Source organism: Pseudorhodoferax sp. Leaf265 (assembly GCF_001422365.1).
Taxonomy (GTDB): domain Bacteria; phylum Pseudomonadota; class Gammaproteobacteria; order Burkholderiales; family Burkholderiaceae_C; genus Pseudorhodoferax.
The window spans coordinates 153848-166747 of record NZ_LMMT01000003.1 but is presented as its reverse complement, the minus strand read 5'-3'; the positions used below and the strand labels follow the sequence as shown (position 1 = coordinate 166747).

The following is a 12900-nucleotide window of genomic DNA, read 5'->3' as shown; positions in this document are numbered from 1 at the left end:
CAGCTTACGCCGGCCCGGCGGCCATTTGACGCCACAATGGTTGCAGATTGCGCCACGCCCCTCGCCTGCTGCCATGCCTTCCCCGCTCGCCCCGCCGCCCGCCCGCGCCGCCACGCCGATGGCCTTCGTCCAAGCCATCGTGCAGGCCTATGCACAGCGCGGGCTGGATCCGGCCGCGGCCCTGCGCGCGGCACAGATCGCGCCGCGCGATCTGCAGCAGAGCGGCGCGCGCGTGACAGCCGCGCAGTTCGAGGCGCTCAACGCGCACGCCATGCAGGAGCTCGACGACGAAGCCCTGGGCTGGTTCGGCCGGCGCCTGCCCTGGGGCAGCTACGGCATGCTGTGCCGCGCCTCGTTGACCTCCCCCAACCTGGGCGTGGCACTGGCGCGCTGGTGCCGGCACCACCGGCTGCTGGTGGACGACGTGCTGCTGCACCTGCAGGTCGAGGGCGGCAGCGCACGGCTGTGGATCGAGGAGCAGCGCGACCTGGGCGCCATGCGCGAGTTCTGTCTGGTCTCCTGCCTGCGCTTCGTGCACGGCTATGCGAGCTGGGCCATCGACTCGCGCGTCTCGCTGCAGGAGGCCAGCTTCCCGTTCCCCACGCCCGCGCATGCCGATGCCTATCCGCTGATGTTCGGCGGCGCCATCCGCTTCGGCGCGCGCGAGGCCGGCTACCGCTTCGACGCGGCCTACCTCGGCCTGCCGCTGGTGCGCGACGAGCGCGCGTTGCGCACCATGCTGCGGCGCGCCTTGCCGCTCACGGTGCTGCAGTACCGGCGCGACCGGCTGCTGGGCCAGCGCGTGCGCGAGCTGCTGCGCGCGCGCAGCGAGGCCGGCACGGCCGATGCGCTGGCCGGCCTGCTGCACGTGTCCACGCGCACGCTGCACCGCCAACTGCAGGCCGAGGGCCTGTCGCTGCAGGGGCTCAAGGACCAGGTACGGCACGAGCAGGCCGTGGAGCAGTTGCGCCGCACCCAGCGCTCGGTCAAACAGATCGCGCTCAGCGTGGGCTTTCGCAACGAGAAGAGCTTCGCGCGCGCGTTCCGGCAGTGGACCGGCATGGCGCCGGGCGCGTACCGGCAGGCGCACGCGCCGGCTCAGCCCTGAGCCAGGGCCCAGGCCACGTGTTCGCGCACCAGCGCGCTGGCGTGTCCGGCGCGCGCCTGCAACGCGGCGCGCAGCGGCGCCCGTTCGTCGGCCGGCGCCTGACGCAGCGCATTGCCGAGCGCCACCGCGATGTTGCGCAGCCAGCGCTCGTGGCCGATGCGGCGGATCGCGCTGCCCTCGGTGCGGCGCAGGAACTCATCCTCGCTCCAGCCGAACAACGCGGCCAGTGCGCTGCCGGCCAGGCCGTCGCGCGCATCGAAGTCGGGCAAGGCCGCGCGGCCCGCGAACTTGTTCCAGGGGCAGGCCAGCTGGCAGTCGTCGCAACCGTAGATGCGGTTGGCCAGCAAGGGGCGCAACGGCAACGGAATCGGGCCGGCGTGTTCGATGGTCAGGTAAGAGATGCAACGCCGCGCGTCCAGGCGCTGCGGGCCGACGATGGCGCCCGTGGGACACACGTCGATGCAGGCCTGGCACTCGCCGCAATGGGCCGTCACCGGCGCGCTGACCGGCAGCGCGATGTCCAGGTAGATCTCGCCCAGGAAGAACATGGAGCCGCCCGTGCGGTTCAGCACCAGCGTGTGCTTGCCGCGCCAGCCCTGGCCGCTGCGCGCGGCGAGTTCGGCCTCCAGCACGGGCGCCGAATCGGTGAACACGCGCGAGCCCAGGGGACCGACCTCTTGGGCGATGCGCTCGGCCAGCTTCTGCAGCCGCGTGCGCAGCACCTTGTGGTAGTCGCGGCCCCGCGCGTAGACCGAGACGATGGCCTCGCCGGGCCGCGCCAGCCGCGCGAATTCCGCGGCCTGCCAGTCGGGCGGCGTGTCCTGCGGCAAATAGTCCATGCGTGCGGTCAGCACGCTCAGCGTGCCCACGACCAGTTCGGCCGGGCGGGCTCGCTTCATGCCGTGGCGGGCCATGTAGTCCATCTCGCCATGGAAGCCGGCCGCGAGCCAGGCCGCAAAACCCGGTTCGGCCGACGACAAATCCACAGGGGCAATGCCGATTTGGGAGAATCCGAGCGCGCTGGCCCAGTCCCTGATGCGGGACACCAGCCGGAGAGCATCGATCTGAACCACAGCAGCCGTCACCCGCCGATTGTAGAAACCGCACCATCCCCGGCGGCTGGTGCGCAGGATGCGGCCTCCTCCTCCCTGGTGTTGCACTGGCCCGACGAAGCCGCGACGGCGGCGTTCGCCGCGCGCCTGGCCGCGCAGCCAGCGACCCAGGACGCCTTCGTCACGCTGCACGGCGACCTGGGCGCGGGCAAGACCACGCTGGTGCGGCACCTGCTGCGCGCCCTCGGCGTGCAGGGCCGCGTCAAGAGCCCGACCTACGCCGTGGTGGAGCCGCATGCCGTGGAGACCCGCCAGCCGCCGCTGGCGATCTGGCACTTCGACTTCTACCGCTTCGACGATCCGCGCGAGTGGGAGGACGCGGGCTTTCGCGACATCTTCGCGAGCCCCGGCCTGAAGCTCGCCGAGTGGCCCGAGAAGGCCGGCGCGCTGCTGCCGCCGGCCGACCTGGCCATCACGATCACGGCGCAGGCCGACGACGGCCGCGACGTGCAGGTCGCGGCCCGCACGCCGCGCGGGCTCGGACTCCTGGAGAACCTCAAGACATGAAACGCCGCCGCCTGCTCGGCCACGGCGCGCTGGTGCTGCTGCTGGGCGTGACCCATGCGGCGCGCGGCGCCGGCATCGTCGCCGTGCGCGTCTGGCCCGCGCCCGACTATTCGCGCGTGACCATCGAGTCCGACGTGCCCCTGACCACCAAGCAGATCTTCGTGGCCGACCCGCCACGCCTGGCGGTGGACATCGAGGGCATCGACCTGGATGCCGCGCTGCGCGAACTGGTGGGCCGCGTGCGGCCCGACGACCCCAACATCGAACGCATCCGCGTGGGCCAGAACCAGCCCGGTGTGGTGCGGCTCGTGATCGACCTGAAGCGTCCGGCCGTGCCGCAGGTGTTCACGCTCAAGCCGGTGGCGGCCTACCAGAACCGCCTGGTGCTGGACCTGTACCCCGCCGAGAAGGAAGACCCACTGCAGGCCCTGATCAGCGAGCGGCTGCGCGACGTGGATGCCGGCAAGGCGCCCGCGGCCGACCCACTGGACGACCTCATCGCGCGCCACACCGGCCCCGGCGCCACCACGGGCCCGGAACTGCGCGAGTCGCCTCCCCCCGGGCGGGTCTTGCCCCTGCCCGGCCCGGACAGCACGGCGCGCCCGCCCTCGCCGGAGCTGCCGCACGGCACGCTGGCCGCCGCGCCCGAGAAGGCGCCGCCGCGTCCGGCCAAGGCACCGGCCCCGGCACCGAGCCGCACCGACCGCCTGATCATCGTCGCGCTGGACCCCGGCCATGGCGGCGAGGACCCGGGCGCCATCGGCCCCAAGGGCACGCGCGAAAAGGACATCGTGCTGCGCGTGGCGCACAAGCTGCGCGAGCGCATCAACGCCTCCAGCGTCAACGGCAACCCGATGCGCGCCTTCCTCACGCGCGACGCCGATTTCTTCGTGCCGCTGCAGACGCGCGTGCAGAAGGCGCGCAACGTGCAGGCCGACCTGTTCATCAGCATCCATGCCGATGCCTTCACGACGCCGGCCGCGCGCGGCGCCAGCGTGTTCGCGCTGAGCCAGCGCGGCGCCACCAGCACGGCCGCGCGCTGGCTGGCCGACAAGGAGAACCAGGCCGACCTGATCGGCGGCGTGAACGTGCAGGCCAAGGACCAGCATGTGCAGCGCATGCTGCTGGACATGAGCACCACGGCGCAGATCAACGACAGCCTGAAGCTCGGCAGCGCCGTGCTCGGCGAGATCGGCGGCATGGCCCGCCTGCACAAGCCGCGCGTGGAGCAGGCCGGCTTTGCGGTGCTGAAGGCACCGGACATCCCGAGCGTTCTGGTGGAGACGGCCTTCATCAGCAATCCCGAAGAGGAATCGCGCCTGCGCACCGACGACTACCAGGACGACCTGGCGGACGCGATCATGCGCGGCATCCGCGGCTACTTCGCGAAGAACCCGCCGCTGGCGCGCAACCGCACCGTCTGATCTGGCGCGGCCCCACACGCCGCGCCGGCCGCCGCCTACAGGCCCCGGCCCCTCGCCCTCCTACAGTGCAGACACGGGCTCGTGAAGCGAAGCCTGGCATCGCAACAGCAAGAGACGAGGTATCCCATGATCAAGACCCTCCTGGCAGTCACCGCGGCATCGCTCATCGGCTTGACGGGCTGTGCATCCAACCCCACCAGTGCCCAGGTCGGCACCGGCGTCGGCGCCGTCGCCGGCGGTGTCGTCGGCAACGCCGTGTTCGGCAGCACGCTGGGCACCGTGGGCGGCGCGGCCGCCGGCGCGCTGGTCGGCAACGAGGTCGGCAAGCGCCGCGACAACCGCTGACGCCTGCCCGTCAGCAACCGAAGGGCCCTGCGGGGCCCTTTGGCGTTCAGGGGCCATCCTGCGGCAGCTTGGCCGATTGGCACTGGATCGCGCCGCCGCCCCCGCTCGCCAGGTGGCAGGCGATGGCCCGCCCGCTCGAGGGGTCATGGAACCAGGCCGTGCTGCCATTGCCGCTGGCCGACACGCCGACGGGCTGGTAGCTGGGGTTGGCGCGGATCTGCGACTGAGCGCTGGGCACCAGCGCCAGGCCCAGGGCGACCGCCGAGGCGCCGGCCAGCGCCATGGCGGGAATGCGGAAACGGGACAGCGAGGACATGCAAGGCTCCTTCGAACGAAACCCGCATCATGGCCCAGCGCCGGGGCGCCAGGCGTGACAAGCCGTGTTCAGGGCGTCGCAGCGGCGGCCGCGTCGCGCTCGGCCTGGCGCTTGGCCTTCCAGGCGCCGTAGATGGCGATCAGACCGGGGATGAAGATCATCGCCCAGATGATCTTGTCCAGGTTGGCCTTGACCCAGGGCAGGCCGCCCAGGAAATAGCCCGCCGTGCAGATGCCGAGCACCCAGATCAGCGCGCCGGCCACGTTGTAGGCCGTGAACTTGGTGCGGCTCATCTCGGCCACGCCGGCCACGAAGGGGGCGAAGGTGCGGATGAACGGCATGAAGCGCGCCAGGATGATGGTCACGCCGCCGTAGCGCTCGTAGAAGGCATGGGCCTGGTCGAAGGCCTTCTTGTTGAAGAAGCGCGAGTCTTCCCACTGGAACACCTTGGGCCCGAAATAGCGGCCGATGCTGTAGTTGCACTGGTCGCCCAGGATCGCGGCCACGACCAGCACCGCCATCGCGATGGGCAGGCTCATGAGCCCCAGGCCGCACAGCGCGCCCACCACGAACAGCAGCGAATCGCCGGGCAGGAAGGGCATGACCACCACGCCCGTCTCGACGAAGACGATCAGGAACAGCAGCGCATAGACCCAGGTGCCGTAGTTGCGCACGAAGGTCTCCAGGTGGGCGTCCACGTGCAGGATGAAGTCGATCAGAAAGCTCACCAGTTCCATGCGCCGGCATTATGGCGGCCCCTCCGTGCCCGGCGCATGACAGGCCCGCACGGCCGGGGAATTGCGCAGGCAGCGCATTTGCTAGCATCGGCCCGCCCTGGCGCAGGCCGGCCGCGGCCGGCGCCGCCGGTGCACCACGGTCCCGTCCACCCGCTGTTCTCCTTTGTCCAAGACCTGCCCCGCATGCGGCACCGGCAACCGGCCCATCGCCAGGTTCTGCAGGAAGTGCGCAACGCCACTGGATCCGGCCATGCCGGCCGCCGGGGCTGTTGCACGCGCGCAAGCGGCGCCTGCGCCGGCGCCCATGCCCCCCGGGTCGCCCGTGGCCTGCGCCGCCTGCGGCAAGCCGAACCGGGCCGGCGCGCGCTTTTGCCGCAGTTGCGGCAAACCATTGGCCACGCCGGCACAGCCTCCCGTGGCGCCCCGGCTGGTGCAGCCCGACCGGCAGCGCGACTCACCGCAGGAGACGGTGGCCAAGGCGGCGGCCAGGACTGCCGCCGTGCCCGCGCCGCCGCGGCACCGCCCCGTCCTGCCGCTGCTGCTGCTCGTGCTGGTGCTCGGGGCAGCGGTGCTGTGGTGGCAGCGCAGCAGTGCGCCACCGCCCGCCGCCGCGCCAGCGCCAGCGCCATCGCCAGCGCCGACGCCGGTGGTAGAGCCGGTCGAGGAGTTCCTGACCGATCCGCCGTCCGTGCCCCCCGAAACCCGGCCCGCCCCGGCCGAGACGCCCGGCGCCGCGCTGCCGCCGGCATCCGTGGCGTCCGGGCCCGAGCACGCTGGCGCGCCGGAACGCCGCCGGCCGCAGCCCGCAGCCGCCCAGCCGCCCCAGCCGGCGGCCAGCGCCGTTCCCGTCGTGCCCGCGCCGCCGGCCGAACCCGCCGCCGTCTACACTGCGCCCCCCGCGCCCAGCCCGCCGCCACCGCCGCCGCGCCAGGCCGCCGCCCCACCCGCTGCGCCCAGCCCGGAATCCGTGTGTGCCGACAGCAACAGCGGGCTCGCGCGCTCGCTGTGCATCGGCATGCAGTGCTTCAAGTCGGAGTTCCGCCGGCACCCGACCTGCGTCCGATTGGAAAATGAGGCCCGCGAGCAGCGTCGGCGCGAGATCGAACAAGGTCTGGTCGGCAGCTAGCCGGCCGCGCCGCAGCCAACTTCAGGAGTACCCAGCCCGTGCTTTCCCAACAGGTCAAGGACAGCAGCAGCCTCGTCGACAGCATCGACGCCATGCGCAACTGGCGCGCGCTCGTGCTGCTGCTGGTCACGCTGGTCGCGGGCGCCATGGTCATGGGCCTGGGCACGCTGCTGGCCGGCGTCAGCTACTTCTTCGTCGCGCTGTTCGCGGTGGCAGCCTATGCCGTGCTGTTCTACGGCGTGAATGCCGCCGGCGTGATGCTGATGGACGAAGCCCACGGCGTGCGCTCGCGCTCCATCGTCGAAGCCGTCTCGCATTCGCTCACGCATTCGCACCGCCTGTTGCTGGTCTACCTGTGGATCGCGGGCCTGTACCTGGCCGGCGTGCTGGTGCTCATGGTGGTGGTGTTCCTGTGCAAGCTGCCCCTGCTGGGGCCGCTGCTGTACGCCTTCGTGTTCCCGGTGGCCGTGGTGCTGACCGGCGTGGCGCTGTTCGCGCTGCCCATGGTGGTGTTTCCGCTGTCGGCACCCTCGGTGTGGAACGGCGCCACGGCCATGGAATGCGTGAGCCAGCTCATTGCCATCGCGCGGCGCCGGCTTGGCATGGTGCTGCTGCTGATGCTCGTGGTGTCGCTCATCGCCGCCCTCATCGGCCTGTTGATCGGCACCATCCTGTTCGGCGGCGTGGCCATCACGGCCGGCATTTCCGCGCCCATCCTGGGCAACATCGACATGGGCAGCTTCGGCATGGGCAGCGGCGGCGCGCACGCGGCGGCCGCCGGTTTCGGCAGCGGCGTTCTGTTCGCGGCCGCCTGCACGCTGCCGGGCCTGGTCTACCTGCGCGGCGTCAGCAGCGTCTACCTGCGCGCGCTGGACGGTCTGGACCTGGCGGCCGAGCAGGCCCATGTAGACGCCCACCTGGCCTACGCCGTCGACAGGGCGCGCGGCATGCAGGAGCAGGCCCAGGCGCGCGCCCAGCGCGTGGCCGAGCGCGCCCGCGCCGCGGCCGCCAATGCCGCGCAGCCGGCCGAACCGCCCAAGCCGCCGGCGACCTGCCCTGCCTGCGGCACCAACGTGCGCGCCAGCGACACCCAATGCGCCGCCTGCGGCCAGGCCCTGCAATGAGCAGCGAACGCCGCCAGATCCGCGAACTGCCCGACGAGCTGATCAGCCAGATCGCCGCCGGCGAGGTGGTCGAGCGACCGGCCTCGGTGGTGCGTGAACTCGTCGACAACGCGCTCGATGCCGGCGCGCGCCAGATCACGCTGCGCCTGCTGGCCGGCGGCGTGCGCCTGATCGCCGTGGAGGACGACGGCATCGGCATTCCCATGGCCGACCTGCCGCTGGCGCTCAAGCGCCACGCCACCAGCAAGATCGGCAACCTGCAGGAACTCGAGAGCGTGGCCACCATGGGCTTTCGCGGCGAGGCGCTGGCGGCGATCAATTCGGTCTCCGACATGGCGATCGCCTCGCGCACGGCCGAGCAGCCGCACGCCATGCTGCTGGACGGGCGCACCGGCGAGATGAAGCCCATTGCCCGCGCCGTCGGCACCACGGTGGAGGTCAAGGAGCTGTTCTTCAGCACACCGGCGCGGCGCAAGTTCCTCAAGACCGACGCGACCGAGCTGGCCCACTGCATCGAGGCCGTGCGCCGCCACGCCCTGGCGCGGCCCGACGTGGGTTTCGCCATCTGGCACGAGGGCAAGCTGGTGGAACAATGGCGCGCCGCAGCCGACAGCGAGGACGCCGGCATGGACCAGCGCCTGGCCGACGTGCTGGGCGAGGACTTCTGCGAACGCTCGGTGCTGGTGGACTACCGCAGCAGCGCGCAATCCGAAGGGGGCGGCCCGCTGATCCGTGTGCGCGGGCGCGCCGGCATCCCGGACGCGGCGCGCACGCGCGGCGACCACCAGTTCGCCTACGTCAACGGCCGCTTCGTGCGCGACAAGGTGCTCGCGCATGGCGCGCGCAGCGCCTACGAGGACGTGCTGCACGGCCAGCGCCAGCCGGTCTACGCGCTCTACGTGGACATGGACCCCACGCGCGTGGACGTGAACGTGCACCCGACCAAGATCGAGGTGCGCTTTCGTGACAGCCGCGAGGTGCACCAGGCCGTGCGCCGCGCCATCGACCAGGCGCTGGCCGCGCCGCGCGCCGCGCTGGCCCAACCGGCCCCGCAGCTTCCCCTGGCCCCGCGGGTGACGGTGGTGCCACCGTGGCAGCAGCCCTCCATGGTGTTCGCCGAGCGCGCGCCCGCGGCCGATTTCACCCCCTGGAGCCCGGCGCCGGCCGCCCGCGTGGCCGAACCCGCCCCGCGCTGGGCAGGCGAAGCTGCGGTGGACTCCGTTGCGGAGCTCGCCACCCTGCCCGAGGCAGACGCGCGCGATGCCGAGCGCAGGCCCACGCCCGGACGCGGGCCGGCACCGGCCCAGCCGGCACCGGCCGACACTCCCGCCTGGCCGCTCGGCCGTGCGCTGGCCCAGTTGCAAGGCATCTACATCCTGGCCGAGAACCAGCAGGGCCTGGTGGTCGTCGACATGCATGCCGCGCACGAACGCATCGTGTACGAGCGGCTCAAGGCGCAGGCGGACGACGCCGCCATGGCCAGCCAGCCGCTGCTGATCCCGGCCACCTTCGCGGCCACGCCGACCGAGCTGGCTGCGGCCGAGGCGCATGCCGACACGCTGCTCCAGCTCGGCTTGGACGTGGCGCCGTTTTCGGCGCGCACGCTGGCCGTGCGCGCCGTGCCGGCCAGCCTGGCCCAGGGCGACGCCGTGGCGCTGGCGCGCAGCGTGCTGGCCGAACTGGCCCAGCACGACGCCAGCGGCGTGGTGCAGCGCGCCCGCAACGAACTGCTGGCCACCATGGCCTGCCATGGCGCTGTGCGTGCCAACCGCCGGCTCACGCTGGAGGAGATGAACGGCCTGCTGCGCCAGATGGAGGCCACCGAGCGCTCCGACCAGTGCAACCACGGCCGGCCGACCTGGCGCCAGATCAGCGTGCGGGAACTCGACCAGCTGTTCCTGCGGGGGCGCTGAACGGTCGCCGGGCCTGGCCTCGATCGTGCTTGCGCTGCGTAGGATTGAACTTACGCCGCACAAACGAAGTCAGTGCCTGCCATGCGCCGCCTTTCCCTGATCGCCTTGCTGTGCTCGACCCTGTCACTGGGTGCGGTCACGGGTTGCAGCCTCCTCGACGAGCGCCAGCGCGACTGGATCTTCCAACCGGGCGACCGCGCCTGGGGCGGCAGCGCCGCCAGCGCCGAGGGCATGGAGGAGGTCTGGATCGGCTTCGATTCCAAGGTTTCCAAGGAAGCCGTGCGCCTGCACGGCCTGTGGCTGGAGAACGAATCGGCACTGCACGCAGACGGTGCGCAGGCGCCCATCCTGCTGTACCTGCATGGCGCGCGCTGGAACGTGCAGGGCTCGGCACCACGCATGCGCGCCATGCAGCAACTGGGCTTCTCGGTGCTGGCGATCGACTACCGCGGCTTCGGAAAAAGCACCTCGGAGCTGCCCTCCGAGGACCGCGCCTTCGAGGACGCCCGCGCCGCCTGGGACTGGCTGGCCGCCCGCTACCCCGACCGGCCGCGCTACATCTTCGGCCACTCGCTGGGCGGCGCCATCGCGATCGACCTGGCCTCCAAGGTCAAGGACGAGCGCGGCGTGCTCGTCGAAGGCACCTTCACCTCCATCCCCGAGGTGGCGGCCAGCATGAAATGGGGCTGGCTGCCGATCGGCTGGCTCATCACGCAGCGCATGGAGTCCATCCGCAAGGTGCCCCACATCGGAGCGCCCCTGCTGGTGGTGCACGGCTCCAACGACAGCCTGATCAAGCCCGACCTCGGCCGGCGCCTGTACGAGGCCGCGCAGGAACCCAAGGCCTTCGTCGTGGTCGATGGCGGCACGCACCACAACACCATCGTGCGCGGCCAGGCGCAGTACCGCACCGCCCTGCAGCAGCTGTTCGGCTGGCCCCCGGCCGGCACGCTGGCTCAGGCCGGCGAATAGGGGCAAGCTTCCCGAGTGTTGTTCTTCCGCTCAGTTCCTGCGCAGTTGGGGCAAGCGAGTACATCGATAAGCGCGCGAATGCCCATAATCGGCGCACTCTAGGCTCTCGGGAGGCTTGTTGTGCACCAAGACGAAGTACATGTCCGGACCGGTTCTGCGCTGCCTGGCGGCGTACACGCCACGGCCCACGGGAGCGCAGCATGAGTGGCCTGCGTCAACTGCGCATTGGCGCCCGGCTGACGCTGGCCTTCAGCATCCTGCTGCTGGTCATTGCCGTCAGCGCCGCTGTCGGCTACTGGCGGCTGCAGCAGACCGCCGCCGACGCCCAGCGGCTGGGCACCCTGGACAGCGAGAAGCTGCGCCTGGCCGAACGCTGGCGCCAGAACATCGAGATGAACTGGGTGCGCACCCAATCCACGCTGCTCGAGGCCGATGTGAGCCGCATCCCGTCATGGATCGCGCAGATGGACCGCACCTCCAAGCGCATCTCCGAGGTCAGCGAGCGCATCGGCCAGCTGGCCGTGACGGAGGAGGAAAAGGCCCAGATCGCCGAGATCAACGCCCGGCGCGAGGCCTACCGCAGCCCCCGTGCCCAACTGATCAAGCGGCGCCAGGCCGGCGAGGATGTGGCGGCACTGCTGGGCACCCAGTTGCGCCCGCTGGCCGACCAATACGACGCCGCCCTGCAGCGCTTCGAGGAAGGCCAGCACAAGATCTACGAGGGCTCGCTGCGCGCGACCGCAGACCAGGCGGCGCTGGGGCAGTCCATCCTGGTCGGCTTCGCCGTCGTGGCACTGGGGCTGGTGGCCCTGTTCGCCTGGTTGCTCACGCGCAGCATCACCGGCCCGCTGGCGCAGGCCGGCAGCGCGGCGCGCCGGGTGGCGGCCGGCGACCTGACCGAAGACATCCAGGTGCATGGCCGCGACGAGGCCACTGCCTTGCTGGCCGCGCTGAAGGAGATGCAGCAACAACTGGCCACGGTGGTCTCGGGCGTGCGCAGCAGCGCCGAGGGCGTGTCCACGGCCAGCAGCGAGATCGCGGCGGGCAACAACGACCTGTCCGGCCGCACCGAGCAGCAGGCCTCGGCGCTGGAGGAGACGGCCGCCTCCATGGAGGAACTCAGCTCCACCGTGCGCCAGAACGCCGACAACGCGCGCCAGGCGAATGCGCTTGCGGCCAATGCCTCGTCCGTCGCGAGCAAGGGCGGCGAGGTGGTCTCGCGCGTGGTGGCGACCATGAAGGGCATCCACGAAAGCTCGGACCGCATCGCCGACATCATCGGCGTGATCGACTCCATCGCCTTCCAGACCAACATCCTGGCGCTGAACGCGGCCGTGGAGGCGGCACGCGCCGGCGAGCAGGGCCGCGGCTTCGCCGTGGTGGCCACCGAGGTGCGCAGCCTGGCCGGCCGCTCGGCCGAGGCGGCGCGCGAGATCAAGACGCTGATCGGCGCCAGCGTGGAACGCGTGCAACAGGGCACCACGCTGGTGGACCAGGCCGGCAGCACCATGGAGGAAGTCGTCGCCGCGATCCGTCGCGTCACCGACATCGTGGGCGAGATCAGCGCGGCCAGCAGCGAGCAGAGTTCGGGCGTCGAGCAGATCGGCCAGGCCATCACCGAGATGGACCAGACCACGCAGAAGAACGCGGCCCTGGTCGAGCAGTCCGCCGCCGCCGCCGACAGCCTGCGCCACCAGGCCCAGCAACTGGTGCAGGCCATGGCGGTGTTCCAGCTGCGCGACGGTGCGGCGATGGCACCGCCTGCAGCCCCGGCGCCAGCCCGCGCCGCGGCCCCGGTCCGCGCCCCGGTGCCGGGCCGCGCCCCTGTCTCGGCCCGCGCCCCTATCTCGGCCCGCGCCCCGACGTTGGCAACCCGCCCCGCCACCACCCCGGCACCGCGTGTGGCCGCGAAGCCCGCCCCCGCGCCAGCCGGCGTGCGGGCCCAGCCTGCCGCCGCGGCACCCAGGGCACTGCCGGCCGCCAAGGCTCCTGCCAAGAACGAAGAAGGCGAGTGGGAGAGCTTCTGAGCGGGTGAGCGCGCCGACACATGCGGCGCGCGTACGGAAATGGGCAGGGTGCAGCGTGGCTTTGCCACAATCGCGGGCCCGGCATGCCACGGCGTGCCGCCCGTCCGCCCCGCCTCGACACCATGCGCCCGCCCCGCCTTCTCCTGACCATCGCCCTGCCCTGCCTGCTGCCCACCGCCGCAGCGCGGC

General features: G+C 71.9%; 12 protein-coding genes. 9 read left to right on the top strand and 3 right to left on the bottom strand.

The genetic code is table 11. The features are described 5' to 3' along the window. Positions 1 to 73: 73 nt before the first annotated feature. A complete protein-coding gene (locus tag ASF45_RS06075) occupies positions 74 to 1108 on the top strand; it encodes an AraC family transcriptional regulator (protein WP_056658657.1) in 1035 nt (344 codons plus the stop codon). Here ASF45_RS06075 and queG read toward each other — a convergent pair. Further along, on the bottom strand, positions 1099 to 2172 hold the full coding sequence (queG, locus tag ASF45_RS06070) for a tRNA epoxyqueuosine(34) reductase QueG (protein ID WP_056658795.1): 1074 nt from the start codon (positions 2170 to 2172) through the stop codon (positions 1099 to 1101). The genes ASF45_RS06075 and queG overlap by 10 nt on opposite strands. On the opposite strand from queG, the gene tsaE reads away from it, so the two are divergent. The 3 genes from tsaE (at position 2173) to ASF45_RS06055 (ending at position 4496) form a co-directional block, all read left to right on the top strand. Next, on the top strand, positions 2173 to 2727 hold the full coding sequence (tsaE, locus tag ASF45_RS06065; RefSeq protein ID WP_369802103.1) for a tRNA (adenosine(37)-N6)-threonylcarbamoyltransferase complex ATPase subunit type 1 TsaE: 555 nt from the start codon (positions 2173 to 2175) through the stop codon (positions 2725 to 2727). Beyond that, positions 2724 to 4151: an N-acetylmuramoyl-L-alanine amidase gene (locus ASF45_RS06060; RefSeq protein ID WP_056658654.1), complete on the top strand. Its 1428-nt coding sequence runs from the start codon at positions 2724 to 2726 to the stop codon at positions 4149 to 4151. The genes tsaE and ASF45_RS06060 overlap by 4 nt, the downstream gene beginning before the upstream one ends. Before the next feature lie 126 nt (positions 4152 to 4277). Beyond that, positions 4278 to 4496, top strand: coding sequence for a glycine zipper 2TM domain-containing protein (locus ASF45_RS06055; RefSeq protein WP_056658652.1), 219 nt, complete (start codon positions 4278 to 4280; stop codon positions 4494 to 4496). 46 nt (positions 4497 to 4542) lie between these two features. On the opposite strand, the gene ASF45_RS06050 is transcribed toward ASF45_RS06055, so the two are convergent. Beyond that, positions 4543 to 4812: a hypothetical protein gene (locus ASF45_RS06050; RefSeq protein WP_056658647.1), complete on the bottom strand. Its 270-nt coding sequence runs from the start codon at positions 4810 to 4812 to the stop codon at positions 4543 to 4545. A gap of 68 nt (positions 4813 to 4880) precedes the next feature. Further along, on the bottom strand, positions 4881 to 5549 hold the full coding sequence (locus tag ASF45_RS06045) for a DedA family protein (RefSeq protein WP_056658644.1): 669 nt from the start codon (positions 5547 to 5549) through the stop codon (positions 4881 to 4883). 163 nt (positions 5550 to 5712) lie between these two features. Here ASF45_RS06045 and ASF45_RS06040 point away from each other — a divergent pair, with 163 nt between their 5' ends. The 5 genes from ASF45_RS06040 to ASF45_RS06020 all read left to right on the top strand — a co-directional run bounded on the left by ASF45_RS06040 (position 5713) and on the right by ASF45_RS06020 (position 12711). Continuing rightward, positions 5713 to 6675 carry a zinc ribbon domain-containing protein gene (locus ASF45_RS06040; RefSeq protein WP_082550826.1) on the top strand — a complete coding sequence of 321 codons (963 nt, stop codon included), beginning with the start codon at positions 5713 to 5715 and terminating at the stop codon, positions 6673 to 6675. Between the two features lie 38 nt (positions 6676 to 6713). Next, positions 6714 to 7799: a zinc ribbon domain-containing protein gene (locus ASF45_RS06035; RefSeq protein ID WP_056658637.1), complete on the top strand. Its 1086-nt coding sequence runs from the start codon at positions 6714 to 6716 to the stop codon at positions 7797 to 7799. Further along, a complete protein-coding gene (gene mutL / locus ASF45_RS06030; protein ID WP_156472866.1) occupies positions 7796 to 9712 on the top strand; it encodes a DNA mismatch repair endonuclease MutL in 1917 nt (638 codons plus the stop codon). The genes ASF45_RS06035 and mutL overlap by 4 nt, the downstream gene beginning before the upstream one ends. Positions 9713 to 9793: 81 nt before the next feature. Further along, positions 9794 to 10684, top strand: coding sequence for an alpha/beta hydrolase (locus ASF45_RS06025; RefSeq protein ID WP_056658623.1), 891 nt, complete (start codon positions 9794 to 9796; stop codon positions 10682 to 10684). A 200-nt stretch (positions 10685 to 10884) separates the two neighbouring features. After that, positions 10885 to 12711, top strand: coding sequence for a methyl-accepting chemotaxis protein (locus ASF45_RS06020; protein ID WP_056658620.1), 1827 nt, complete (start codon positions 10885 to 10887; stop codon positions 12709 to 12711). Positions 12712 to 12900: the final 189 nt, after the last annotated feature.